General features: G+C 72.1%; 20 protein-coding genes. 11 read left to right on the forward strand and 9 right to left on the reverse strand.

Annotated elements, in window-relative coordinates; translation table 11 throughout:
• Positions 1-312 precede the first annotated feature (312 nt).
• Positions 313-1,041 carry an SDR family oxidoreductase gene (locus C4J65_RS02425; protein ID WP_115740866.1) on the forward strand — a complete coding sequence of 243 codons (729 nt, stop codon included), beginning with the start codon at positions 313-315 and terminating at the stop codon, positions 1,039-1,041.
• Between the two features lie 86 nt (positions 1,042-1,127).
• The gene (locus tag C4J65_RS02430) at positions 1,128-1,751 is read left to right on the forward strand and encodes an NAD(P)-binding domain-containing protein (protein ID WP_115740867.1); all 624 of its coding nucleotides are present in this window, start codon (positions 1,128-1,130) and stop codon (positions 1,749-1,751) included.
• 70 nt (positions 1,752-1,821) lie between these two features.
• Here the strand turns inward: C4J65_RS02430 and C4J65_RS02435 are convergent, their stop codons facing one another.
• Positions 1,822-2,475 carry a TetR/AcrR family transcriptional regulator gene (locus tag C4J65_RS02435; RefSeq protein ID WP_205350946.1) on the reverse strand — a complete coding sequence of 218 codons (654 nt, stop codon included), beginning with the start codon at positions 2,473-2,475 and terminating at the stop codon, positions 1,822-1,824.
• Positions 2,476-2,730: 255 nt separating this feature from the next.
• Complete coding sequence (locus tag C4J65_RS02445) at positions 2,731-4,443, reverse strand: IlvD/Edd family dehydratase (protein ID WP_115740868.1); 1,713 nt, start codon at positions 4,441-4,443, stop codon at positions 2,731-2,733.
• 148 nt (positions 4,444-4,591) lie between these two features.
• Here C4J65_RS02445 and C4J65_RS02450 point away from each other — a divergent pair, with 148 nt between their 5' ends.
• From C4J65_RS02450 to C4J65_RS02460, 3 genes are all read left to right on the forward strand, one after another.
• Entirely contained in the window at positions 4,592-5,338 is a 747-nt protein-coding gene (locus C4J65_RS02450; protein WP_240330613.1) for an IclR family transcriptional regulator, read from the forward strand.
• Positions 5,339-5,497: 159 nt separating this feature from the next.
• Complete coding sequence (locus tag C4J65_RS02455) at positions 5,498-6,061, forward strand: TetR/AcrR family transcriptional regulator (protein WP_115740870.1); 564 nt, start codon at positions 5,498-5,500, stop codon at positions 6,059-6,061.
• An 88-nt stretch (positions 6,062-6,149) separates the two neighbouring features.
• Positions 6,150-7,052: an SDR family NAD(P)-dependent oxidoreductase gene (locus C4J65_RS02460; protein ID WP_115740871.1), complete on the forward strand. Its 903-nt coding sequence runs from the start codon at positions 6,150-6,152 to the stop codon at positions 7,050-7,052.
• A 32-nt stretch (positions 7,053-7,084) separates the two neighbouring features.
• Here the strand turns inward: C4J65_RS02460 and C4J65_RS02465 are convergent, their stop codons facing one another.
• The gene (locus C4J65_RS02465; RefSeq protein ID WP_115740872.1) at positions 7,085-7,288 is read right to left on the reverse strand and encodes a hypothetical protein; all 204 of its coding nucleotides are present in this window, start codon (positions 7,286-7,288) and stop codon (positions 7,085-7,087) included.
• A 126-nt stretch (positions 7,289-7,414) separates the two neighbouring features.
• Here C4J65_RS02465 and C4J65_RS02470 point away from each other — a divergent pair, with 126 nt between their 5' ends.
• A complete protein-coding gene (locus tag C4J65_RS02470) occupies positions 7,415-8,479 on the forward strand; it encodes a LacI family DNA-binding transcriptional regulator (RefSeq protein ID WP_115740873.1) in 1,065 nt (354 codons plus the stop codon).
• A 36-nt stretch (positions 8,480-8,515) separates the two neighbouring features.
• Here C4J65_RS02470 and C4J65_RS02475 read toward each other — a convergent pair whose 3' ends face one another.
• The 4 genes from C4J65_RS02475 to C4J65_RS02490 are packed head-to-tail and all read right to left on the reverse strand — an operon-like array spanning position 8,516 to position 13,096.
• Entirely contained in the window at positions 8,516-9,874 is a 1,359-nt protein-coding gene (locus tag C4J65_RS02475) for a glycoside hydrolase family 32 protein (protein WP_115740874.1), read from the reverse strand.
• The gene (locus C4J65_RS02480) at positions 9,871-10,725 is read right to left on the reverse strand and encodes a carbohydrate ABC transporter permease (protein ID WP_115740875.1); all 855 of its coding nucleotides are present in this window, start codon (positions 10,723-10,725) and stop codon (positions 9,871-9,873) included. The genes C4J65_RS02475 and C4J65_RS02480 overlap by 4 nt, the downstream gene beginning before the upstream one ends.
• Positions 10,726-10,739: 14 nt before the next feature.
• A complete protein-coding gene (locus C4J65_RS02485) occupies positions 10,740-11,693 on the reverse strand; it encodes a sugar ABC transporter permease (RefSeq protein ID WP_115740876.1) in 954 nt (317 codons plus the stop codon).
• On the reverse strand, positions 11,690-13,096 hold the full coding sequence (locus C4J65_RS02490; protein ID WP_115740877.1) for an extracellular solute-binding protein: 1,407 nt from the start codon (positions 13,094-13,096) through the stop codon (positions 11,690-11,692). Before C4J65_RS02490 ends, C4J65_RS02485 begins: the two co-directional genes overlap by 4 nt.
• Positions 13,097-13,283: 187 nt before the next feature.
• Between C4J65_RS02490 and C4J65_RS02495 the strand changes: the two genes are divergently transcribed.
• Positions 13,284-14,834 carry a glycoside hydrolase family 32 protein gene (locus C4J65_RS02495; protein WP_115740878.1) on the forward strand — a complete coding sequence of 517 codons (1,551 nt, stop codon included), beginning with the start codon at positions 13,284-13,286 and terminating at the stop codon, positions 14,832-14,834.
• 30 nt (positions 14,835-14,864) lie between these two features.
• On the opposite strand, the gene C4J65_RS02500 is transcribed toward C4J65_RS02495, so the two are convergent.
• Positions 14,865-15,278: an SgcJ/EcaC family oxidoreductase gene (locus tag C4J65_RS02500; protein ID WP_115746264.1), complete on the reverse strand. Its 414-nt coding sequence runs from the start codon at positions 15,276-15,278 to the stop codon at positions 14,865-14,867.
• Positions 15,279-15,312: 34 nt separating this feature from the next.
• Complete coding sequence (locus tag C4J65_RS02505; RefSeq protein WP_115740879.1) at positions 15,313-16,071, reverse strand: DUF2071 domain-containing protein; 759 nt, start codon at positions 16,069-16,071, stop codon at positions 15,313-15,315.
• A gap of 210 nt (positions 16,072-16,281) precedes the next feature.
• Here C4J65_RS02505 and C4J65_RS02510 point away from each other — a divergent pair, with 210 nt between their 5' ends.
• The 4 genes from C4J65_RS02510 (at position 16,282) to C4J65_RS02525 (ending at position 24,742) form a co-directional block, all read left to right on the forward strand.
• Positions 16,282-17,376 (forward strand): MerR family transcriptional regulator, encoded by a 1,095-nt coding sequence (locus C4J65_RS02510; protein WP_240330365.1) that lies wholly within the window; start codon positions 16,282-16,284, stop codon positions 17,374-17,376.
• A 121-nt stretch (positions 17,377-17,497) separates the two neighbouring features.
• Positions 17,498-18,352, forward strand: coding sequence for a DUF4132 domain-containing protein (locus C4J65_RS02515; protein ID WP_115740881.1), 855 nt, complete (start codon positions 17,498-17,500; stop codon positions 18,350-18,352).
• Positions 18,353-18,357: 5 nt separating this feature from the next.
• Complete coding sequence (locus C4J65_RS02520; RefSeq protein WP_240330614.1) at positions 18,358-23,520, forward strand: hypothetical protein; 5,163 nt, start codon at positions 18,358-18,360, stop codon at positions 23,518-23,520.
• Between the two features lie 52 nt (positions 23,521-23,572).
• Positions 23,573-24,742: an AAA family ATPase gene (locus C4J65_RS02525; RefSeq protein ID WP_115740883.1), complete on the forward strand. Its 1,170-nt coding sequence runs from the start codon at positions 23,573-23,575 to the stop codon at positions 24,740-24,742.
• Positions 24,743-24,746 lie beyond the last annotated feature (4 nt).

Raw genomic sequence — 24,746 nt, forward strand, 5'->3', positions numbered from 1 at the left:
CGCCCCGGTCGTTCACGAGTGGCACCACCGTCCCCCCGAAGTCGGGACGGCGTGCGCCTCGTGCACGGCATCGCCGCACGGCCGACGGCAGTCGGGCGCGCGCACGACGGCGGTCCGCAGCCCAGGTGCAGGAGATGGAGACGGCGGCGACGCGGGGCAGGCGCGTACTCCCTCCAGTTGGTATGAGAAATATTTATCGCAACCCGTCTTTCTATCGATCCTAGGACGGGAAGGGTGGCTTCCTGTCGGCAGTTGCACAGCAGACAGAGGGCGGGCGCACCGCTCGTCCTGTGCAACTTCGAGGAGCATTCGATGGCGTATTCGCTGAAGGACAAGCACGTTCTGATCGTGGGAGCCGGCTCGGACATCACTGCCGCCCTGGCCACCGATCTCCTGGAAGAGGGCGCGCGGATCACCCTCGCGGGCCGGAACATCGAGAAGGCGGCCGTCGCGGCGAACGCCCTCGGGGACAAGGTCCGGCCTGTCGCCCTCGACCTGTCGGACGAGGGGTCGGTCCAGGCGGCCGCGGATCAGGTCAGGGCCACCGGCGGGCTCGACCACCTTGTCAGCGTCGCCACGGAACGGACCAACGGGCCGGTCGCCTCCCTCGAGCGCCGCGCGCTGCTCGCGGCCTTCGACGCCAAGGTCCTCGGACCGATCCTGCTGGCCAAGCACTTCGCCCCGATGATCGCGGAGGAGGGCTCGCTGCTGTTCTTCTCCGGCCTGGGTGCGTGGCGGCCGTCACCGGGAGGCGTCGTGATGGCGGCCACCAACGGCAGCGTCAGCGCGCTCGCATCCGCTCTCGCGGTTGAACTGGCGCCCACGCGCGTCAACGCCATCTCGCCCGGAGTGATCACCACCAGCGCGTGGAACACCGCGGTACCCGACAAGAACGAGTTGTTCCAGCGGGTCGCGGCCTCCGCGCCGGCGCGCCGTGTCGGGGAGCCCTCCGACGTCGCGGCCGCCACCCTCGCACTGCTGACCAACCCTTTCATCACCGGCGAGACCCTCCACGTCGACGGCGGAGCGCGCTGGGCCTGACCCCCGGCGCGAGCGGCACAGACGGAAGAACGACAAGCAGGTCGCGTCCCCACCACATCTGTCACCACTGAGGAACGGGATACATCATGAGCAGCATCAGCATCATCGGCCTGGGAAACATGGCCCGCACCATCGCCGCCCGGGCGGTCGCAGGCGGCAACGCCGTCGAGGTCATCGGCCGCGACGCGGCCAGGGCCAAGAACCTGGCCGAGGCCCTCGGCAGCGGCACCACGGCCGGGACGTCCGGCACCGCACCGGCCGGCGACATCGTCATACTCGCCGTGCCGCACGACAACGCGGTGCCGGTCGTGGCCCAGTACGGGCACGCGCTGGCCGGCAAGGTCATCATCGACATCACCAACGCCTTCAACTCCGACGCCACCAGGCTCACCACCGCTGCCGGCACCTCCATCGCGCAGGAGGTCGCCAAGGTCGCCCCCGCCGGCGCACACGTCGTGAAGGCGTTCAACACCGTTTTCGGCCACGTCCTGGCCCAGGGCCGCCCGCTGGACGTGCTCCTCGCCGGTGACGACGCCCAGGCCAAGGCAACCGTGTCGGCGTTCGTCAAGAGCCTCGGGCTGCGGCCGCTGGACACCGGCTCCCTGGAAATGGCGCGCTGGCTGGAGGGAACTGGCCTGTTGATGATGGGTCTGGGCCGCTACGGCGCAGGGAACTTCAACTTCACCCTCGGCGTCAACACGTCCGCCTGAGTGCGCCCGCACCCGCCCGCGCCTGGCGCCTGGCGCCTGGTGCCTGGTGCCTGGCGCCGAAAACGGCCGGTCACTCGTCGCCGGCAGGCTGCCCGGCGGGTGCGGCGTATCTCTTGACGTGGGCGATCGCCATGTCGATGGCGATCTTCATGGGCGCCACGTCCTGCGCGGTCTGGGCCAGGAGGTAGCCCCCCTGCACGGCTGCCATCAGGCCGGTGGCAAGCTTTCCCGTATCGGCGTCCCGTACCAGGATCCCCGACTCCCTCATCCTCGCGAGCCCCGCCGCGAGCAGCCCCTCCCAGGTGGCGAAGTGGCGGGCGATCGCCTGGCGCGCCTCCTCGTCCTGGTCGGCCAGCTCGCCGGCCAGCGAGCCGAGCGGACAGCCGTAGGCGCCGTTGTGCAGCGCGTTTCGTTCGATGAGCGCATCGCGCCAGCGTTCCAGCCCTCGGAAGGAGTTGAGCCGCCGCAGTTGCTGGTGCTGACGTTCGAGCACTTCCGCGGCCCGTAGGGCCACAACGTCCCGCACCAGAGCGTCCTTGTCGGGGTAATGGCGATACAGCTGGGACTTACTCGTTCCACTGGCCGCTCTGACGTCGTCAAGGGTCGTGAGAGCGACACCCCGGACACGCATCATGTCGGCAGCTGCCCTGAGGATGCGCTCTCGAGTCGCTCGCCCACGCTCCGTCAGTCGGCTGTCACCTGCGTCGCGCCCCTGTTCTGCCACACCGGCCAGGCTACCGTGGAGTCAGTTTCCCCAAGAGAATGTCCGGGACGTCCGGGGCCCGTCGTCAGTGGGTCGCCCTTCCGCCGCTGATGTCGTGGACCGCGCCGGTGGAGAAGCCGGTGAGGTGGTCCAGGACCTCGGGGGCGGTGGAGTCGTTCATCGGGGTCGCGATGACGGCGGGCGTGATGACGACGGTCGGCCGTCATGTCCTGAGTCCTCCGGTCGTCCGTGGAAGGCGTTGCACGAGGTCGTGTGTCAGTGGGACTCGCGGCTCACCTCGGAGCCGCTGGAGCCGACGAGGAAGTCGAGATCGGCACCGGCGTGCGCCTGTTGGACATGGTCGACATAGAGGCGCTCCCAGCCCCGCTTCGGGTGGGCGAAGCCGTCGAGAGTGGCCTTGTTCGGGGTGCGGCGGGCGAGTTCGTCGGCCGGGACGTCGATGTCGATCCGGCGGGCCTCCACGTCGAGGCTGACGATGTCACCGGTGCGTATGAGGCCGAGCGGTCCGCCCGCCGCCGCCTCGGGCGCCACGTGGAGCACCACCGTGCCGTACGCGGTCCCGCTCATCCGGCCGTCGCAGATCCGCACCATGTCCCGTACACCCTGCTCCAACAGCTTCTTGGGCAGAGGCATGTTGGAGACTTCGGGCATCCCCGGGTACCCCTTCGGCCCGCAGCCGCGCAGGACGAGTACCGAGTCCGCGTCGACGTCCAGGCCGGGGTCGTCGACGCGGGCGTGGAAGTCTTCGATGGAGTCGAAGACCACGGCCCGGCCACGATGGCGGAGGAGGTGTGGTGAGGCGGCGGCGGGCTTGATGAGCGCGCCGTCCGGGGCGAGGTTGCCGCGAAGCACGGCGATGCCGCCCTCCGTGACGAGCGGTTGCTCGCGCGGACGGATGACGTCTGCATCCCAGGCGGCGGCGGTGTCGAGGTAGTCGACGAGCGGCCGGCCGGTGACGGTGAGTGCTCCCGGGTCGAGGAGGTCTCGCACCTCACGCAGGACCGCGAGCAGACCGCCGGCACGGTGGAAGTCCTCCATGAGGAACCGGCCGGCCGGCTGGAGGTCGACGAGGACGGGGACATGCGAGCCGATGCGGTCGAAGTCGTCGAGGGTGAGGTCGATGCCGAGGCGTCCGGCGATCGCGAGGAGGTGGACGACGGCGTTGGTGGAGCCGCCGACGGCCGCGAGTGCGACGATCGCGTTGTGGAAGGACGCCTTGGTGAGGAAGGCACCGGGGCGGCGGTCGGCGCCGACCATCTCGACGGCGAGGCGGCCCGTTCCGTGGGCGGCCTGCAGAAGCCGGCTGTCGGGCGCGGGGGTTCCGGCCACGCCGGGTACGACCGTGCCGAGGGCCTCGGCGACCAGGGCCATGGTGGAGGCGGTCCCCATGGTGTTGCAGTGGCCCCGGCTGCGGATCATCGCCGACTCGGACCCGGTGAAGTCCTCCTGGCTGAGCGTGCCGCCGCGGACCTCCTCCGACAACCTCCACACATCGGTGCCGCAGCCGAGCGGCTTGCCGCGGAAGGAGCCGTTCAGCATCGGTCCGCCGGGGACGACGACCGCCGGCAGGTCGACCGACGCGGCGGCCATCAGCAGCGACGGAATGGTCTTGTCGCAGCCGCCCAACAGCACGACGCCGTCTATGGGGTTGGCCCGCAGCATCTCCTCCGTGGCCATCGCCGCCATGTTCCGCCACAGCATCGCGGTGGGCCGCACGTTCGTCTCCCCCAGTGACACCACGGGCAGGTCGAGCGGGATGCCACCGGCCTCGTACACGCCGTTGCGCACCGAGGCGGCCACCTCGTTCAGGTGGGCGTTGCAGGGGGTCAGGTCGGACGCGGTGTTGGCGATGGCGATCTGGGGGCGGCCGGTGAACGCGTCGTCCGGTACGCCGCGGCGCATCCAGGCCCGGTGAAGGTAGGCGTTGCGATCCTGGCCCGCGTACCACTGAGCGCTGCGAAGCTGCACTCTTGCCTCTTTCCAATAATCGACACGTCGGTCTAATCTTTGGAACGCCATGGACGATACGCAGACGTTCAACGGATCGAAACCCCTCGGTCGCGAGAAGACCGAGCCCGAAACAGGTCACTCGGCCGAGGCCGAAGGCAGGGGACTTGTGGGATCCGACCGGGTCCTCGCCGTGCTCAAGGAACTCACCCGTCACTCGGGCGGGGTGAGCCTGGAGGAGATGACGCGGGTGATCGCCAGCCCCAAGCCGACGGTGCACCGCGCGCTCCAGTCGCTGCGCCGGGCCGGTCTGGCCGACCAGGACCGGCACGGGCACTACCTGCTCGGGGACGAGTTCGTGCGCATGGCCTTCGCCCACCACGAGGCCCGCCCCGACCACGTGCGTGTACGCCCCGTCCTGGAGGCTCTGGCCGAGCGGTTCGGTGAGACCGCGCACTACGCGGTGCTCGACGGGCACGAGGTCGTCTACCGCGCCAAGGTCGACCCGCCCACCGGCGCCGTCCGCCTGACCTCCACGGTCGGCGGCCGCAACCCCGCGCACGCCACCGGTGTGGGCAAGCTGCTGCTCGCCCACGCGTTGCGCACCGCACTCGACGTCGAGACATGGATCGGCGACGGTGCGCTGGTGCGGCGGACCCCGAGGACACGCTGCACGGCCGCGGAGCTGCACGCGGAGTTCGAGTCCATCCGGGCACGCGGCTGCGCACTGGACGACCAGGAGAACGAGCCGGGCGTCAACTGCCTCGCCCTGCCGGTGTACGCGACCTCGGCGACGGCACCGTCCGGCGCCGTCAGTGTCAGCGCGCTGGCCTACCGCACCCCGCTGAGCACACTCGTCGGCGCCTACGACGAGATCCGCTGTCTCCTCGGCCCGTTGGGTGCCCCCCTCCAGTGACCGCACGGCGACCGACCGCCGCGTCATCGCCGACACCGGCAATGACGTCCTCGTACCACTACCCACTGAGCCCGTCCGCGGGCATCGGCCGGCCCGAGCACGGGCCGGCCGATGCCCGCACCATTTGACTGACTGACCACTCTCCTACATGCTGTACTCATGCCCAGGCCGAGGAGCGACGACAAACGCGCGGCGATCACGGCTGCCGCCACGCGGATCATCGCCGCCCAGGGACTGGGGGCGGCGACGGCGGCGATCGCGAAGGAGGCCGGCGTCTCGAACGGGTCGCTGTTCACCTACTTCGACACCAAGGCGGATCTGCTGAACCAGCTCTACCTGGAGCTGAAGGGGGAGATGGGGGCAGCCGCACTCGGCGGCGCGCCCGCGGCCGACGCGCGCACCCAGATGCTGCACATGTGGTCGCGATGGATGGACTGGGCGACGGCCAATCCCCACAAGCGCCGCGCACTGGCGCAGCTCCAGGTCTCCGACGAGATCACGGCCTCCACCCATGAGTCCGCGAGCCGGACCATGGCGGGCATGCGGGAGATCATGGAGCGCAGCCGGGCGAACGGCCCGATGCGCGACGCCCCGGCGACTTTGGTGTTCGCGCTGTGCAACGCACTGGCCGAGGCCACCATCGACTACATCATCGGCGATCCGGACCGCGCCGACGAGCACACGCGGTCCGGTTTCGACGCGCTCTGGCGCATGATCGGCTGACCGGTCCGGGTCCACTGCCCCGTCCTCACCTGCATCCATTAATGACTGACTAGTCAGATTTCTACGAACGCTGTGTCCAAGGAGTGCCATGAACGACAAGGCTTACGTCATCACCGGCCCGACCTCCGGCTTCGGCCGCCGCACCGCCCTCGAACTGGCCGAGCACGGCACCGTCGTGCTGGTCGGGCGCGACGCCGCCAAGCTCGACGCCGTACGCGAACGCGTCGAAGGCAGCGGCGGAGAGGCCGTGACCGTCGTCTGCGACCTCTCGGACCTGACGAGTGTGCGACGCGCCGCCGCCCAGGTCATCGAGCTCGGTCTCCCGATCACGGGTGTACTCAACAACGCCGGCATCTTCCCCAACCGCCCCGGCACCAACGCCCTCGGCTGGGACATCGCCTACGGGACCAACCACATCGGGCCCTTCGTGTTCACGGAGACGCTCGTGCCCCACCTCGAAGACGGCACGCAGGTGGTGTTCGTCGTCTCGGCGGTGGAGGATCCGGAGCGCAGGCCCGCCACCATGTCCGGTTTCCGTGGCGCCCGGTACATCTCCGCCGAGGCGAGCGCCCGTGGCGAATGGGAGCCCGGCGGCTCGAAACTGCCCGGCGGAGACGCCTACGCCACGACCAAGCAGTGCAACCTGGCAACGGTCCTCGCCTTCGCCCGCGAGACACCCCGCCTGCGGTTCAACGCCATCGAGCCCGGCTTCGCCCCCGGCACGAATCTCGGCCGTGACGCCAACCTGTTCCTGCGTCTGCTGTCGAAGTACGTGCTCTCGGCACTGGCCCCGCTCGTCAAGTACTGGACCAACCCGGGCACCGCTGCCCGCGTGATCACCCGGATACTCACCGACGAGTCGGACGCCAGCGGCATCTACTACGACGAGAAGGGACGCCCCATGCGGGGTTCCACACAGGTGCACGACCCGGCGTTCAATGCGCGGGTGGTCGCCGAGACCCGCGCGCTACTGGCGACGGTTCCCGCCTGAGGCACCGTTTCGGGATGCGGCTCGTGGCATCGCTACAGCCTGCCCGGCAGCACGGCCGCGAGATGCTCGATCGGCTCGGTCACCCGGCGCGGGACATGTCCGTCGTCGTCCTCCCCGTACAGCGCATGGACGCCGGCCGGCGGTGAGGGGACACGGGGCGGCACGCGGACCAGCTCGCCGCGCTCCGGGTGGGGCCGGACGTGCCACTCGGACCGCATGATCACGCCCCGTTTCACGCCGGGATCCCTGCCCTGGCACCGGGGGATCCGCCCGGCCACCGGCGACTGCGCCGTGCGAACCGTCCGGTTAGGCTGAGCAGCGATCAACCACAGGGGCCGGGGGAAGCAAGGACAGCGGATGCCATGACGAGCGCCGAGGGCAAACACACGACGGGAACGGGGCGTCCCACCTCGCGGGACGTCGCCCGGCTCGCCGGGGTGTCGCACACCGCCGTCTCCTTCGTCTTCAACGGCCGCGCCGAGGGCAACCTCTCCCCCGCCACCCAGGAACGCATCCGGCTCGCCGCCGCGGAGCTCGGCTACCGGCCCGACCCCGTCGCCCGCGGTCTGCGCCGTCGCCGTACGGCCGTGATCGGGCTGGTCACCGACGAGATCGCGTCCTCCCCGTTCGCGGGTCAACTGCTGCGCGGCGCGATGGAAACGGCCTGGGCGAGCGAACACCTCGTGCTCACCATCGACTCCGGCGGCGACCCCGCCAAGGAGGACGCGGCCGTCGCCGAACTGCTGGACCGGCGGGTGGACGGCATCATCTACGCCGCCATGTCGTTGCGCCGAGTCCGTGTCCCCGAGGGGCTGCACCGTACCCACTCCGTCCTCGCCAACTGCCTGCCGCAGGACGACTCCCTGGTCGCCGTCATCCCCGCCGAGCGGGCCGGCGGCCGTACGGCGGCCCGGCTGCTGCTCGACAACGGGCACCGCAGGATCGCCCACATAGGAGGGCTCGACGACATCGCGTCCGTGGAGCGGCTGCGTGGCTTCCGCGACACCCTGCGCGCCGAGGGGATCACCGTCCCCAAGGAGTGGGTGCTGCGCACCGGTGGAGAGATCGCCGGCGGCTACGACGGCGCCCTGCGACTGCTGGACGACACGGATCCGGCCCGCCGTCCCACTGCCGTCTTCTGCTACAACGACCGGGTCGCGGCGGGCGTTCTGCACGCCGCGACCCGGCTCGGCCTCGCCGTTCCCGCCGAGCTGTCGGTGATCGGTTATGACGACCAGGAGCACATGGCCGCCTTTCTCACGCCGTCCCTCACCACGGTCGCCCTGCCGCACCGCGGGATGGGCGAGTCCGCCGTCCAGCTTCTCCTCGACGCCATCACCACCGGCCGCACCCCGGCGGCCACGGTCCGTCGCCTGGCCTGCCCGCTGGTGCCCCGGTCGTCGGTGGGCCCGGTCCCGTTGGTGTGACGGTGCCGCGGGGGCGCGTGAGGGCAGGGGCGGTGCTCAGTTCACGGTCGGTCCGGCCAGTTCCCACGCGGTGACGGCGGATTGGGGGCCCGTGACGGTCAGTTCGGGCGCGTCGCCGGGGCCGCGGTAGACCCGCTCGGTCACCATGGCCCGGTCGTCCGCGAACACCTCGTACAGCGAACCGTCGACGAGGACGCGGACGTTCAGCTCCGCACCGCCCGCCACCCGCACCTCCACCGGCGCCGGCCGTCCGGCACGCTGTACGGTCAGGCCACCCACTGTGGGGTCGATCCGGAGCGTCAGCTCCTCCCCCAGGCGGACCGTTGTGACCGTACGGGCGGTGACGGTCAGGTCGTACGCGTCCGGGAGCCGTGTGCCCGAGCCCGGTGCGGTGACGAACGGCTCCGGCGCCCGCAGTGCGTTCAACTCCGGCGCCGGCCGGAGCCGGAGGGTGCCGTCGGCATGGACGTCGAGGACGCGCGGCGCGGTGAGCACGCCGGCCCAGCCGGCCCGCTCCGCCTCGCCGGGCCCGCGGGACTCCCAGGACCAGCCCCACATCAGCGCCCGCTCCGGCTCCTGCAGCACGGCGGGCGCGTAGAAGTCACGGCCGTGGTCGAGGGGGCCGCCGGTGCGTGGGGCGAACCGCAGTCCGTGCGCCGGTGAGGGGTCCAGACGGCCCGTCAGGTAACCCGTCCCACTGGGGTCGCCGTCCCACAGCGACACGAGCAGCACCCGGTCGCCGCCCGGAGTCACCAGCAGCTGCGGGCACTCCCAGCCGACGGCCTTGTCGCCGAACGCGGCCACGGCGACCGGGTCGTCGCCGTCCAGGAACACACCGGCGAATCGCCAGTGGGTCAGCTCGTCGCAGTCGTACAGCAGGACCGAGGGCGTGCCGTCGGCGTGGCCCGCGCCGACCAGGGCCCAGCGGTGGCCGGCGTGCCGGAAGACGAACGGATCACGGAACATCACCACGTCCAGGCCGGCCGGCGGACTCGGCACCACGGGCGAGGGCAGCGGCTTCCACCCGGTCAGTGCCGGGTCGGCCGGGTCGGTCGCGCGGGCCAGGCAGACGGTGCCGAGTCCGGTGTGCTGGTGGTCGATACCCGTGTACACCGCGGTCGGTACCCCGCCGTCGTCGACCACGCAGCCGGACCAGCAGCCCGCCTCGTCGGGCCCGCCGGGCGTCGGGGTGAGCGCGATCGGATGGTGCTGCCAGCGGACCAGGTCGGGACTGGAGGCATGGCCCCAGTGGACGTTGGTGTGCACCGGCGCGTCCGGGTTGTACTGGTAGAAGAGGTGGTAGCGGTCACCCCAGCGGAACGGACCGTTCGGGTCGTTGATCCAGTTGGCAGGCGGTCGGACCCGGAAGCGCGGCGCGTTGCTGTCGAGGCTCAACGGTTGACTCCTGCGGAGGTGATGCCCTCACGGAGAGGGCGTTGGCCGACGACGAACACGGCGACGGCGGGGATCATGGACAGCACCACACCGGCGAGCACCACCGAGATGGAGCCGGTGCCGAGGTTGCCCTGGAGGGAGACCAGCCCCAGCGGCAGGGTGTAGTTCTGGCCGGAGGTCTCCAGGATCAGCGGGCGGAAGAACTCGTTCCAGTGGTAGTTGAAGGCCAGTACGCCGACGATCGCGAGACCCGGCGCGGCGAGCGGCGCGTACACCGAACGGAACACCCGCCACGGGCCCGCCCCGTCGAGCATCGCCGCCTCGCCCAGGTCCTTCGGCATGCCCAGGAAGTACTGGCGCATCAGGAAGGTGCCGAACGCCGTCGGGAACGCCGGAACGATCAGGCCGAGCAGGGTGTCGGTCAGCCCCATCGACTTCAGCACCAGGAACACCGGCACGATGGTGACCTGCAACGGCACCATCATGGTCGCCAGGACCAGGCCGAACAGCGGCTTCTTGAACCGGAACTCCAGACGGGCGAAGGCGTATCCGGCGAGCCCGGCGGTGATCATCTGGCCGACCGCGATCAGCACCGTCACCAGTGTCGAGTTCAGCGCGAGCAGCCAGACGTCGATCTGCGCGAAGACCCCGCGGTAGGCCTCGACGGTCGGCTCCGAGGGAATGATCTCGGGCGGCAGGTCGAAGGACTCCGCGGGAGTGCGCAACGAGGTCGAGACGGTCCAGATGACCGGGCCGAGGGTCAGCAGGGCGCAGACGGCCAGCCCGGCGATCCGCGCCCACGGCGCGAGGGAGTGACGCACCCGGCCGGTGGTCAGGGTCGTGTGGCTCATGGGACTCACCCGGCTCACTGGTAGTGGACGAAACGCCGGCTGAGCCGGAACTGGAGTGCGGTCACCGCCATGATCAGCACGAACAGCAGCACGCCCACCGCGGACGCGGTACCGAAGCGCAGCTGCTCGAAGGCGGTCTCGTAGATGACCATCACGACGGTGCGGGTGGAGTCGCCCGGGCCGCCGTTGGTCAGCACGTACGGCTGCTCGAAGACCTGGAGCGCGTTGATGATGCCGACCACGGACGCCACCAGCAGCGTCGGAGACAGCAGCGGCAGGGTGACGTGCAGGTGCTTGCGGGGCCCGGTGGCGCCGTCGAGGGCGGCCGCCTCGTGGACCTCCTTCGGGATGTTGTTGAGCCCGCCCACGAACAGCAGGAACGAGAATCCGAACTGCTGCCAGACATAGACCAGGATCACCGCGGCCATCGCCCCGTTCTCCGAGGTCAACCAGGGCACCGGAGCGATCCCGGTCAACCCGAGCAGCCAGTTCACCAGCCCGAAGTCCTGGTTGAACAGGTACTTCATCACCACGGAGATGGAGGCCGCGGACAGCACCAGCGGGAAGAAGAACGCCGAGCGGAACACCGATCGCAGCCACACCGGCATGCGCCCGTTCACCGCGATCGCCAGGACGAGTGCGATCAGCAGTTGCAGGGCGACCGCCAGCACCATGAAGAGCAGCGTGTTGCGGAAGGAGACCAGCACGGTCGAGTCGCCGAAGACCTCGCCGTAGTTGGCCGCCCCGGCGAAGCTCGGATCGTCGATCACGTTCCAGTGGAAGAGGCTCAGCACCACCGAGCCGACGATCGGGACGACCGTGAAGACGACGATGCCGACGATCGTCGGTGCCAGGAACAGGGCGGCCAGCAGTCGCGTGCCGCGCTCGCGCGCGGAGGGACGGACCACGGCCTTGGGCGGCCGGGGCACCGGCCGCGAACTGACAGGCGGAATCCGGATGTTCGTCATACGTCACGCTCCATGGCCTTCTCCAGATCGCCCTGGAGCCGGCGCAGCGCCGGACGCACCGCGCGCGGGGACGACAGGGCGGTGCCGGTGTGTTTCAGCAGCACCTGTTCGACCTCGGCGACCTGTGGCGGCGCCGGGACGGGTCCCGTGTCGGGGAACCGGTCGAGGGTGTCGTAGAAGACCCGCCAGTGGTCGGGGCCGGTCTCCCGGTAGCGGTCGGCGGTCAGCATCGAGCGGCGCGCCGGGGTCGTCTGGTTGGTGGTGAACAGCCGGGTCAGGGTGTCCTTGCGGGCGGCGTACTTGATGAACTCCCACGCCTCCTCCTGCCGCTTCGAGGTGCGCAGCAGTGCGTAGCCCGCCGCTCCGAACTGGTGGCGCCGGGTGCGCCAGCGTGGGAAGTACTGCGTGTCGTAGCCGTCGGCGGGCATCCCGGCCTGGTGCAGGCCGCCGGCCCAGAAGCCGCCCGCGGGCGTCACTCCGACCCGGCCCGTGGAGAACACGCCGACCAGGTTCTGCCCGTTGCCGCCCTCCGGGCGCGTGCACAGGCCCTCCTCGATGAGGGAGGCCAGATACTCGTACGTCTCCTCGAAGCGGGCGCCGGTCGCCTGGGGCGTGGTCCAGCGGAAGCCGCCGCCGCGCCCCGAGCGCTGCCGCGCCGGATAGAAGGCGTCCCACAGCCAGTCGCCGCCCGGCGCCTTGGACTCGGCCAGCAGGTTGGTGCCGTTGGCGAAGAGCCAGGGCACGACCCCGCCCCACAGGCGGTTGGTCCAGAAGTACGGCGTGAAGTGGGAGTCGCTCGACTTCTTCATCCGGCGCAGCAGGGCGGTGAAGTCGTCCCGCGTCCAGTCGGCCGGCGGTCGGTCCGCGCCGGCCCGTCGCAGCACCTGCCGGTTGAGGTACATGTCGGCCGCGTTGAACTCCACGGGCAGCTGGTACAGGCTGCCTTCGTACATCATCGACTCCACCAGTGCGGGGTGGACGTCGGCGAAGTACTCCCGCAGTTCGCCGGCGTCCCGCCGGACCCAGTGGTCCAGCGGCACCCCGAGCTGCCGCGCGAACAGCTGCACGCCCTCCGTCGCGACGTAGACCAGGTCGGGGGCCAGGCCCGCGGCGATCTGGGTGAGGATCTTGGCGAAGAAGTCCGACCAGTCGACGGCCTGCACCGCGTTGATCCGGAGCTTGATGTCGGGGTACTCCTCGGCGAATCCCTCGGTGAGGGAGCGCACGGCGGCCGGGCCGTAGGCGGGGCCCAGGGTGGCCACGACGAGGGAGCCGTCGTCGCGCCCCGGGACGTCGGCCGCGGTGAGCCGGTCCCAGGAGGCGGCGGTGCCGGTCAGCGCGGCGGCCGCCGCGCCGTAGGCGCCGTACCGCAGCAGGCTGCGGCGGGTGTGCGAGTCGGTCATCGGACATGCCTAACTCGTGTTAGTCAGGGGCTGATGCCGACGATGATGGGAACCGCGCCCTGCCGCTGTCAAGACCCGGGCGCCCCTTGACCTTTAACGAGTTAGGTCTACAGTCCTGGTTCCACATGAGCCGCCGTTCGGAGCCATCGTTTCCGGGGGCTCACTCGGCCGAAAGGAACGATGTGTGATGCGTGGACCGTCCAGACGAGCACTCCTCGCCGGGTCTGCCGCGAGCGCCGGCGCCGCACTCCTGCCGCCGGCGGGACCCGCCGCGGCGAATCCCCGGGCCGCGGAACCGGCCTGCGCCCGCTACCGGGCGGCGTACCACTTCACCGTCCCCGACCAGTGGAAGAACGACCCGCAGCGCCCGGTCTGGATCGACGGCGAGTACCACTACTACTACCTGTACAACCCGGACTATTTCGCCGGCGGCACCACCTCCGGCACCGCCTGGCGCCTGGTCACCAGCACCGACCTGGTCCGCTTCACCGACCGCGGCATCGCCGTCCCGAAGGACACCACCCCGAACGGGGACGTCTGGTCGGGCTCGGCGGTCGTGGACCCGCGGGGCACGGCGGGCTTCGGCGCCGGCGCCGTGATCGTGCTCGCGACCATGGAGCCGGCGGGCGGTGCGCAGGCCCAGTACCTGTACTACTCCACCGACAAGGGCCGCACCTTCCGCCCGCACGGCACCGCCCCGGTCCTGCCCAATCCAGGTGCCCGCGACTTCCGGGACCCGAAGGTGATCCGCGACGAGGAGCGCGACCGGTGGGTGATGGCGCTCGCCGAGAACAACAAGGTGGGGTTCTACCACTCGGCCGACCTGAAGGCGTGGACGTACGCCGGCGGCTTCGTCAAGGACGGCATCGGGGTGCTGGAGTGCCCCGATCTGTTCCGGATCACCGCCGAGGACGGCACCGTGAAGTGGGTGCTCGGGGTGAGCGCCAACGCCAAGGGCGCCGGGCTGCCCAACACGTACGCCTACTGGACCGGCGCCTTCGACGGCAGCGCCTTCGCACCCGACGCGCCGGACCCGCAGTGGCTCGACCACGGCTGGGACTGGTACGGCGCCGTCACCTTCGAGAAGCGGAACGCCGGCGGCACCCTCGACGAGCACGCCCGCTACGCCATCGGCTGGCTGAACAACTGGGACTACGCCAACACCACGCCCACCATCGACACCGACGGCTTCAACGGCACCGACTCCGTCGTCCGTGAGGTGACCCTCAGGCGCGCCGCCACCGGCGCCTACCACCTCGCCTCCCGCCCGGTCGCCGCCCTGGACCGGTACGTCTCACGCACGGTGGAACTGGGCGACCTCGAGGTCGAGGGCACGCGGGTGCTCGACTACCGCGGCACCGCCTACGAGGTGAGCTGCGAGATCACGTGGGACCGGCTCACCGGCGCGGGTCTCCAGCTGCGCCGCTCCAACGACGGCGGCCGCCACGTCGACGCGGGGGTGTACGGCGACTACGCCTTCCTCAACCGGAGGGCCACCGTCAACCCGGACGCCTCGGGACGCTGGCAGGAGAGCAGGAGCCCGTTCGACCCGTCGGCGCGGCGGGTGCGGCTGCGCGTTCTGGTGGACCGCACCTCGGTGGAGGTGTTCGTGGACGACGGCCGGTACGTGCACACCTCGGAGGCGTTCCCGTACCTCATCGACAACCGCCTCGCGCTGTTCACCGTCGACGGCCGGGCGGTGTTCCGGAACACGGTGATACGGGAGTTCACCGTGTGAGGCCGGAGCCGGGTGGGCGCGGCACGTGCCTCACCCGCTGCGGACTTCCGTGTTCTGGCAGGCGTGCAGCAGCCAGCGTCCGTCGTCCTGCCTGGTCATGACGTACAGCGGCGCGCCCTCCGTGTCTCCCTCGGCCGAGTGGTAGACCTGCCGGACCTTGACCGCCGCCACGTCCGGGCGCAGGAACTGCGTGTGGATCACCTCGTAGGTGACGTCGCCGTCCCACACGGCCTGGGGCAGCACCGCGCGGGTGAACTCGGAGATCGCGTCGAGGCCCAGGAGCACCTTGCCGTGCCCGGTCGTCCAGAGCGCGTCGGGTCGGAAGAGGGAAAGGAACCCTTCGGCGTCCTTGTCGCGCTGGGTGCGTTCGACGGTGGCCACGACGTGCTCGATGGCCTTGATGTCCTCGGTGTCGGCCTCCGTGGGAGAGCCCTGTGTGTTCATGCGGATCACCGTGGCGCCTCAACCATGCTTGAGGTCAAGGGCCGGCCGGGACGGCGGCGGCCGGCAGGGCGGGGCGACCGAGACGGACCGGGACCCCGGGCGAGTAGAGGACGCTGACCGGGCCCTCTCCCGTCGCCGGTACCCCGGCACTCGCGACCAGGTCCTCGTCGCACGAGAGGAGTCGCGCCCGGTGCAGGGGCCAGCGGGGATGGTGGTTGGGCAGGTACGCCGCTTGGCCGAAGAACATGTTGTGCATGCCCCAGCGGGCGGTGAGGAAGTGCTCCAGGTCCGTGGGCTCGTGGATGCGTTCGCCGGTCCGCAGGGTGATGCGGCTGTGGGCACCGCGCGGTCCCGGCCAGCGGCGGGAGCTGGTGTAGGTCACGGTGTCGCCCACGGAGCGGACGGTCATGCGGGACCACAGGTAGGGCAGCCGGAAGCCGACGCGCCCCATCACCACCGGTATCAGCCGCGAGGCGTCCATCGACCGGAAGACCACGCCGCGCCGCCCGTGCGCGTCCACGCTGTACAGCCGCACGTTGGTCTCCGGGAACGAGCCGAAGTACGGGATCCCGGGCAGCCTGAACCATCCGACCCGGTGCATGCGGAACGCGACGAGTCCCACGTACGTGAGTCCGTCGTGCGTGTCGGGGACGGTGCCGCGCGGCATGAGTCCCGCCACGGCGGCGGGCTCGACGGCCCAGTGGATGAAGGCGAGGTCGAGCCACTCCTGGGTGAGGAGCGGCGTCCGTATCGCCGCGGGGGCGTCCGGGGTCACGGCGCTGGGCTTCTGCACGGCGCAAGGATGACAGACGGACGGGCCGTGCGGCCCGAGGGGGTCGGGCGGAGCGGCCGAGGGGGATCGGGCGGTGCGGCCAAGGGGGGGTCGGGCCGTGCGGCCAAGGGGGGTCGGGCGGTGCATACGGCCCGCTGCTGCTGCGGGGATCCCCTCATGATTGACCCTCGACCTGGTCCAGGGATCAGAGTTCCCGACGTGGAGAGCGAGATGCGCAGCATTGGCGAGATGGCCCGCGACAGCGGACTGGGCGTGAGCGCCCTGCGGTTCTACGACCGTGCCGGTGTGCTGGTCCCCGCCTGGGTCGATCCGGCGAGTGGCTACCGGTGGTACGCCCCCGGCCAGCTCGATGAGGCCAGGGTGCTGGTCCGGCTGCGGGGGGCGGGTGTGCCGCTGGCGGACATCCGGCTGGTGCTGGCCGGCTGGTCCGGGGCGGACGCCGACCTGGTGCGAGGGCTGCTCCGGGCACACCTGAGCCGTCTGGAGCGGGGGCTGGCCGAGGCCCGCAGCGAGTTCTCCACGCTCGAAGCGCTACTCGATCACAGGGAGAATCCCATGACCACCTCGCCGCGTACCGGCACCGTCCGACTGTCCCTTCCCGCGCCCGCGCTGGCGGACGCGCTCGACGCGGTCCGCTTCGCCGCGGGCCGGGACCCCGAGCTGCCGATGCTCGGCGGCGTCCTGTTCGACGTCGAGGGCGACGCGCTCCACGTCGTGGCCACCGACCGCTACCGGATGGCCGTCGCGCGCCTGACCGCCGTCGGACACGGGGGACCGCGCGAGCAGGTCGTCGTGCCCGCACCGCTCGTCGACGCGATGCGCGCGCTGCTGGGCGAGGACGAGCCCGCCCGCTTCGGCGTGGAGGGAGAGCGCGTGACGCTGGAGGCCGGGGAGCGCGAGGCGTCGGGGCGGCGCCTGGCCCACGACTTCCCCGACTACCGCCGTCTCGTGCAGCTGCCGCCCGGGCGGCGGGTCGTCGTCGATGTGCCCGAGTTCCGGGAGGCGTTGGCGACCGGCCCCGTCCGCACGGCCGAACAGGGCGAGCCGGGCGGCCGGTCCGCGCGCGACGTCAGCGTGCTCGCGACGGTGGACGGCACGGTGATCGTCTGCGGGGAGGCAGACCCGGACGGGGCCGGGCACCACGTCGGTGTCGACCGCGGGTACCTGCTGGACGCGCTCGCGGCCGCGGACCGGGACCGGCTCGTCCTGGAGTTCGGGCCCGCTCCCACCGCGCCGCTGGCGATCCGCCGGGCGGACGACGAGGGGGCGTTCTCGCTGCTGATGCCGGTCCGCCTGGACGACTGACGGCTCCCCGGTCGCCCGCCCCGTGCCTCTCCCCCGCCCCGCGTCCCCCGCACCGACGGCGTTGTCAGTGGGCTCGCCTACAGTCGTCAGCACTTGATCACTGCGGTGCGGGGAGGCACTCATGGGGTGGGTGACGGCCGGGGACTACGAGGTCGCCCTGGACGACGGGAAGGTGGTGTGCCGCAACGCCACCGGACGGCGGCTGAAGTCGGTGCCGGCCAAGCTCGCGGACGATCCCGCGGTGGTCGGACTGCGGCAGCTCGTCGAGTGGCTGGAGCGGCACGAACGCCAGTGCCTGAGCGACGTGGAGCGGTGGATGGTGCGGTCGCTGCCCGTGCCCCTCGCCGTGCTCACCCGCGTGTGGCCCGACCCGGCCTGGCGGTCCGCCCTGCGCGACCTCGTGGTCACCGGTGCCGACGGCGAGGTCGCGGGATTCCTGCGCGACGCCGACCCCGAGCGCGGCCTCGGCCTCGTCGACCTCGACGGTGACACGGTCCGTGTCACCCCCGACCTGGTCCGTCTCCCGCATCCCGTGCTCCTCGAAGACCTGGAGGAGCTGCGGGAGTTCGCCGTCGAGCTCGGCGTGGAACAGCGCGCTCAGCAGCTCTTCCGCGAGGTCTGGCACCGCCCCGCGGTGCTCGACGCCGAGGCCTCCTCGGTCGAGGAGTACGCGGGCGGCGCCTTCAAGGAGCTGCGCTTCCTGCACGGCCGGGTCAGCCGGCTCGGCCACCGGGTACGGGGCGGATACGCGGTCTGCTCCGCCTGGGAGGACGGCCGGGGTGTGGAGGCCCGGGTCTGGATCGGCGACTACGACGGCTACGAGGAGACGGAGACCGGCCCCCTCATGTGGACCGACACCGCCGGACGGCTGCTGAAGCTGGGCCAGGTCGGGCCGGTCGCCTGGTCGGAGGGCATGCGCATGGCTGCCGCGCTGTACGCCGGTCGCGACATCGAGGACGAGGAGCGGGCCGCGTGAACGCCATGGACAGCACCACCGCGCCCCACGGCGCCACCGGCGCGCGCGGGGTCACCGGACTCGACGACGCCACCGTTTCCGCCCTGCTGGAGGCCGGCGCGCTCCTGCCGCCGGGCAGCAGCGGCCGGGCGGACGCCGACGCCCTCACCGTCCGTACGTACACCCATGCGGCGCTGGGCGGACGCCCCGTGGTCCGGCTGGTGCCGGGCACTCTCGGGGAGGCCGAGGACCTCGCTCTGGACTTCCTCGGTCTCGTGCGGGACCCGGAGACCCCCGAGGTGGGGCAGGTCAGGCGGGAGACCCTCGGCTTCCCCGCCTGGGCCCTGGTCAACGACCCGGCCAACGGCCACCACGCGCTGGCCCTGGTCAAGGACATCGAGCGGCTCGCCCGCCAGGCCAAGTCCCGCCCGGGTACCGCCAAGGAGGGCTTCGAGAAACTCGGCGACCGGCTCGGCCGGGCCGTGCCGCACTTCCTGCCGACCTTCTACGAGCAGGCCGCGCGGATCTTCCTCCAGTTCGACAACACCACCTACGCCGCCGCCTTCTTCGGCAAGGCGCGCGAGGCGGAGCGGGTGCACGCGCTCACGGTCGACGAGCAGCGGCAGCGCGCCGTGTTCCTGGAGTTCGCCTTCGCCGGGGCGCTGACGGTCAAGGCGCTGAAGCAGCATGTGCGGGATCTGGCCGCCAGGCTGGACGCCGCCGAGGCCTGGGCCCAGTTCCGTCAACTGGCGGTGGAACGCTGTGCGGCCGGTATGCCGCCGTACGCCTCGCTGCCGCAGGACGCGCGCGTGCTGATCAAGGCGGCCGGGCTGCCTCGCGTCGAGGCGGAGTGCGACCTTGTCGCCGACCTGGTCGCCTCGCCCGCCGCCGTCCGGGCGCCCGCCTCCTTCTGGACGGCCTACCGTGCGACCCTCGGCATCCTCGCCGGACGGCGGCCCGCCGTCCGGGAGCGCCTGCTGGAGATCATGCCGGCCGGTCTGGACCACAACGCCAAGAGTGACGAGTTCTGGCTGGAGCTGCTGGCCGAGTGCGGTGCCGACCGGCTGCTGACCGGCGAGGACGGCGGGACGGCGGGCCCGAGCGGTGCGGCCGGCGCATCCGCGGGCGGTGTGGACGCGGCGGACTGGCTGAGCCGTTGGGCCGCCCATCGCAAGCGCGGCGCCACGGTGTGCGGCAGTTCCCCGGCCACGCTCGGCCTCGTCTCGCGGATGGCACCCCGGTTGCGCTCCGGCGGACGTGCGGTCGACCTGTTCACCGGCCGCCGGCACGTGGGTGTGGACATCGCCCTGCTCGACCTGTGCGCCGCGGAGAACATCCCACTCGCCCTGCCCGCGAAGGACGCCGAGGTCCACCTCGGACTCGACGGCTGGGTGCGCGACACCCGGCCGGAGCGGCGCGATCTGGCCGCCGTCGCCACTGACCCGCGGCTGCGCCCCCTGCTCCTGCGGGCGGTGGGTGCCGCGGGGCGCGAGCGGCAGTCGAACGGGGTACTGGACCATCTCGCCGGCCATCACGTACTGAGCGGGGTCCTGCGCGAGTGGCTGGCCGGCGCCGTCGGTGAACTCGTCGGCGCCGTGGGCCTGCCCGGAGCCCGCGAGGCGCTGAACCGGCTGAGTCCCTTCCGGTCGGTGGCTCCCCGGGCCAATCCCGAGGCCGTCGCCCGTGCCGCCGGGTACGAGGCCGCTCCGCTGCTCGGGCGTACCCTGCGGACCGGCATCCTGGACGAACTGGGCTGGCCCGCCCTGGACGCGGCCCTGCGGCTGCTCGACGCCGAGACCCGGGCCCGCAACGGCAACGGGACCGGGACGCGCGGGGACCGCGACACCGCGCTGGTCGTGGACGAGGCATGGCCCTGCCTGATCCTCAGCCGCGGGCACAAGGCGGTCGTCGTGGGTCCGGACGGGATCCTGCTCGAACACGACCTGCGGCTCCCGGCCGACCTGGACCGCTGGCAGCGCCCCCGGTTCCGGTACGCCGACGGGGAACTGCTCGTGGTGTGGTGGCAGGACGGCAAGCAGCGCGGCTACTGGTCCACCCGGCCGTCCGAGGTCCTCACGCTCACCGGCGAGCAGCTCCCCCACTGGTGGCGCAACGACGACGTCGCCCCCTCCATCCCGCTGCCCGGCGGCGGCCGGGCCACCGGCGGGCGCACCCTGCACGCGGGCGACACCGTCCTGCCCCCGAGCAGGCCCGTCATCGGTGACGGCACGTCCTACTGGCGGCAGGGCAGGCAGGGCAGGCAGCACGTGTGGCTGGAGTACGACCCGGCGACGGGCACGCACAGTCGCGCGTCGCTGCCCGCCTTCCTCCGTTCCGGCATCGGCGACGACGCGACGCTGTTGCAGGACAGGTGCGAGGTGCTGCCGCTGCAACCCGGTCTCGAACAGAGCCCGTTCGGCACCGACGGCGTCGTGCTCGGGCGTTGGGTGCGCGCCGGGGAGGTGGCGGGCGAGGTACTGACCACGGCGGGAACGCCCGACGGCCGGACCGTCACGCTGCGCACCTCCGGGCGCGGCGAACGCGTCGCCCCGCTCGGTGCGCTGCGCCTGCCCGGGGGCGCCGCGCCCGTCGTGGCGCGCACACGGCGCCAGATCTCCCTGTTCGCGCCGGACGACGGCAGCGACGCGGGCGTACTCGGCCGCGTGACGCCGAACGAGCGGGGCGGGGAGTTCGCCGCGGGTACCCCGTTCGTCCCGCCGGTTTCCTTCTGGCACGCGCTGCGCCCCCGCGACGAGCGGTCGTCGGCCGTTCTGCGCGCCTTCACCGACGAGGCGGCGGCCGACCTGCTGCGCGCGGCGGTACGGGCCCTGGCGGAGCGTCAGGCGCAGGTGAGCGCGGCGAATGCCGCGCATGAAGCGGCCGGTGACGGCGGTGCGGGCTCCGGACCGGCCGACGGGTCGGCCGCCACCGGGAACGGGCCCGTGGTGCCGTCCGCCGACGAGGTGGTACGGCGGGTCGTGACCCGTGCGCTTCCCGGACTCACCGACAAGCGGCTCCTCGTCGGGGTGACGGCTCTGGTCCGCACCACGGTCCAGATCGCGGACGCGGTCGCCCGCTTCGTCACCCCGACCGTGGAGCAGCCGAAGCCGGAACGCAAGCGGACCGAGGGCATGTTCGCGGACTACCGGCCCGAGCACGGCGACGACCGCACACTCCGCGCGGCGGCCGACGGCCTGGCCCGCATGTGGGGGTCGTGGGGCGGCGAGAGCCAGTGGACCGCGCTCCGGCAGATCCGTGCCGTGAACCAGGTGCTGTCGGGAGAGCCCGCCGACGGCATGCGCCTGCCCGACCGCACCCGGCTGTCCGTGCTCGGCGACGGGTGGCACAGCGACGAGTACACCGTCCCCCGTATCGGCATGATCTGGCCGGAGCTGCTGGGCGTGCTGCGGCCCCTGGCCTACCGGGCCACGGCACCGACCCTGCCTGCGGCGGAACGGGAGGCGCTGCTCCTCCTGTTCGAGGCGCTCGCCGAAGGTCCACTGGCCGCTCCCGGGGACGGGCTTCGGGAGATCGTGCTGGGCGAGCCGTACGAAAAGACACGGCAGCGGGAGCGTGCGGGTCAGGTGCTGCGACGTGACGGCCGCACCGTGGTCGTCCTGGGCTGTCAGAACGTCGACACCGCCCGGGACCGCGTCAACTGGCTGGCCCTCGACCACGATCCGGCGGGCCGCTTCGGAGCCGTCGCCCACTTCACGCTGGAGAAGGAGACCCGGCACACCCAGTCGCTCCCGGCCGAGGCGCTCGCCGCGGTCGCCCGGCTGACCCGGGACAAGGGAGCCGCGCCCTGGCAGCCCGGGGCACCCGCCGCCCTCGCCGCGGCCACCGGCCACGGCATCGGACCGCTCCAGGCCACGGTGCTCCTCGCCGCGCAACCGGAACGCCTCGACGCCGGCGCACTCGCCACGGCCGATCTCAAGCCCCGGCAACTGGACGCGGGCAACCGCATGCTCAACTCCCTCCTCGCCACCGACCGGGCGGCGCTCATCGGCGCGCTGCTGCCCGACGAGCCCGCCGAGTTGTGGACGGCGGGTCCGGACACGAGCGCCGTGGGCCGGGTCTGGGCCGAGCGCCTGGGTTCCCTCGTCCGCCTGCCCGAGGACCTGGCCGTCGCGCTCGACGGCCTGCCGGTCGGGTCCGCCGAGGCCGTACTCAATCCCGGGCGCACCCCGTGGCTCAGCCGTACCACGGTCCAACGGCCGGACGAGAACGGCCGGCTGGTCTCGGAGGACCCTGCCGCCGTGCCGCGCCGTTACGGGCTGACCGGCGCCGTCGACGCCCTCGCCTCGCTCGCCTACGCCCTCCCCCACGGCCACCCCTTGCGCGCGGCGCTGCCGCAGGGTCTGGCCGCGCTGCGCCACCGCCTGACCGACCCGGGACTGCTGCTCGACCTGGACGTGAACTGGACGGAGAAGGGCGGCACCACCGCCGCCGAGCTCCGCAAGGCGTACGGGCTGCCCGCCACCGGCGGCGCCGACGCGGAGGGCACGACGCGGATCGGTGAGGCCCTCGCCCTGCGGCCCTGGCACGGCGACAGGGAGACCGTACTGGTGCGGCCGGCCGGTCTCACCGGCCCGGACGACGCCGTGTTCGGGCTGCTCGAAGGGCTCGTGGGCACCGCACACGGCTCCGGGGTGCGGGCCCTGCGGACGATCCTGGGCGAGGAGTTGGCGCGCGGTGTCGATGCCGGGCTGGATTCCGAGGCGGCCGACGGGGCCGCCCAGGATCCCACGGTCAGTGTGCCGGCGCTCGTCAGCGAGGTGGCGGCCGCCCACGGCCTGAGCGAGGACGCGGCGGCTCTGTACCTCCAACTGCTGGCCCTGCCCGATCCGACCGACCGCAACTGCGCGCGCTGGACCGGCTGGAGGCCCGCCCGGACGAAGAAGGCACGGGCCGAACTCGCCGCCACGGAACTGGTCGTCGAGGCCAAGCGCCCGCGGGCGGGCCGTTTCCTTTTCCTTCCCTGCGGCTGGCGTGACCTCAAGTCGCCCGCCCTGCCGGTGGAGACATGGAAGGAGGAGCTCTACCCGGTGGGTGAGGGGTCCCGGGCCGTTCCGCTGCTCCCGGTGGCCGAGCTGTTCACCCGTGCCTGGGCACGGGTGCGCGCCGGGGACGCGCCCGCCTACGAGGAACTCACCACCCGCGCCACACGCAGGGGCCGCCGCCGATGACCCTGCGCGTAGTCCCAGTGACCGCTGCCCGATCCCACCGGAAGATCCGCCGATGACCACGACCCTCTCCCCCGACACCGCCCGGCAGATCGTGCCGCCGGAGGACCGGTACGCCTCCGAGCTGGCCTTCCTCGCCGCCTACGACGACGGTCCGCGCCCACCCGCCTGGCGGCTCACGCCCCGCGCCGTGGTCACCTTCGTCATGGGCAGCGGCGGCCGTTCCCTGCGGCTGCCCGAGCACACCGCCGCACCCGAGGGCGTTCCGCGCCGGATGGAGGTGGAGGGCAAGTTCGTCGGCGACAGGTCGCTGGTCGAGCGGTGTGTCGTCACCCTCGCCGGGGAGCGCGGGCTGCTGCTCGTCGGAGAGCCCGGCACCGCCAAGTCCATGCTGTCCGAACTGCTGTCGGCGGCCGTGTGCGGCACCAGCGGCCTGGTGGTGCAGGGCACGGCGGGCACGACCGAGGACCAGCTGAAGTACGGCTGGAACTACGCCCTGCTGCTCGCCCAGGGCCCCAGCCGGACGGCTCTCGTGCCCTCTCCCGTCCTGACCGCGATGAGCCGGGGCGGCATCGCCCGTGTCGAAGAGGTGACCCGCTGTCTGCCGGAGGTGCAGGACGCTCTGGTCTCCCTGCTCTCCGAGCGGCGCATCGCCGTTCCCGAACTCTCGGGCACCGACGACGCCCTGGCGCACGCCGCACCCGGCTTCAACCTCATCGCCACCGCGAACCTCCGCGACAAGGGCGTCTCCGAGATGTCCGCCGCGCTCAAGCGCCGTTTCAACTTCGAGACGGTCGGCCCGATTCCGGACCTGGACGCCGAGACGGCCCTGGTCCGCAGCCAGGCTCGGGCCTCGGTCGAACGGGCCGGCGCGCCCTTCGAGGTCGACGAGGCGGTCCTGGAGGCACTGGTCGTCGCCTTCCGAGACCTGCGCGAGGGCCGGTCTGCGGAGGGCTGGGAGGTCGAGCGCCCCTCCACGGTCATGAGTACCGCGGAGGCCGTGTCGGTCGCGGGTGCGCTGGGGCTGGCCGCGGCGTACTTCCCCGGGGACCGCGACGTGCTGGGTCTGCTGCCGGGGCATCTCCTCGGTGTGGTCCGCAAGGACGATCCGGCCGACGCGGCGCGGCTGCGCGGGTACTGGGACGGCCCGGTCCGGCGCCGTGCCGAGCAGGGTTCCGCCACCTGGCGCACCCTGTGGGACCTGCGCACGGTCCTGGAGGGCTGACCGC

The sequence above is a fragment of the Streptomyces sp. CB09001 genome (assembly GCF_003369795.1).
GTDB lineage: Bacteria > Actinomycetota > Actinomycetes > Streptomycetales > Streptomycetaceae > Streptomyces.

Excerpts from the sequence above, each read along its gene's own strand:
- C4J65_RS02485 (WP_115740876.1), bottom strand. The coding sequence starts at position 11,693 with ATGACGAACATCCGGATTCCGCCTGTCAGTTCGCGGCCGGTGCCCCGG.
- C4J65_RS02520 (WP_240330614.1), top strand. The coding sequence starts at position 18,358 with ATGGACAGCACCACCGCGCCCCACGGCGCCACCGGCGCGCGCGGGGTC.
- C4J65_RS02525 (WP_115740883.1), top strand. The coding sequence starts at position 23,573 with ATGACCACGACCCTCTCCCCCGACACCGCCCGGCAGATCGTGCCGCCG.
- C4J65_RS02500 (WP_115746264.1), bottom strand. The coding sequence starts at position 15,278 with ATGAACACACAGGGCTCTCCCACGGAGGCCGACACCGAGGACATCAAG.
- C4J65_RS02510 (WP_240330365.1), top strand. The coding sequence starts at position 16,282 with ATGCGCAGCATTGGCGAGATGGCCCGCGACAGCGGACTGGGCGTGAGC.
- C4J65_RS02425 (WP_115740866.1), top strand. The coding sequence starts at position 313 with ATGGCGTATTCGCTGAAGGACAAGCACGTTCTGATCGTGGGAGCCGGC.
- C4J65_RS02480 (WP_115740875.1), bottom strand. The coding sequence starts at position 10,725 with ATGAGCCACACGACCCTGACCACCGGCCGGGTGCGTCACTCCCTCGCG.
- C4J65_RS02490 (WP_115740877.1), bottom strand. The coding sequence starts at position 13,096 with ATGACCGACTCGCACACCCGCCGCAGCCTGCTGCGGTACGGCGCCTAC.
- C4J65_RS02460 (WP_115740871.1), top strand. The coding sequence starts at position 6,150 with ATGAACGACAAGGCTTACGTCATCACCGGCCCGACCTCCGGCTTCGGC.
- C4J65_RS02430 (WP_115740867.1), top strand. The coding sequence starts at position 1,128 with ATGAGCAGCATCAGCATCATCGGCCTGGGAAACATGGCCCGCACCATC.
- C4J65_RS02515 (WP_115740881.1), top strand. The coding sequence starts at position 17,498 with ATGGGGTGGGTGACGGCCGGGGACTACGAGGTCGCCCTGGACGACGGG.
- C4J65_RS02495 (WP_115740878.1), top strand. The coding sequence starts at position 13,284 with ATGCGTGGACCGTCCAGACGAGCACTCCTCGCCGGGTCTGCCGCGAGC.
- C4J65_RS02455 (WP_115740870.1), top strand. The coding sequence starts at position 5,498 with ATGCCCAGGCCGAGGAGCGACGACAAACGCGCGGCGATCACGGCTGCC.
- C4J65_RS02470 (WP_115740873.1), top strand. The coding sequence starts at position 7,415 with ATGACGAGCGCCGAGGGCAAACACACGACGGGAACGGGGCGTCCCACC.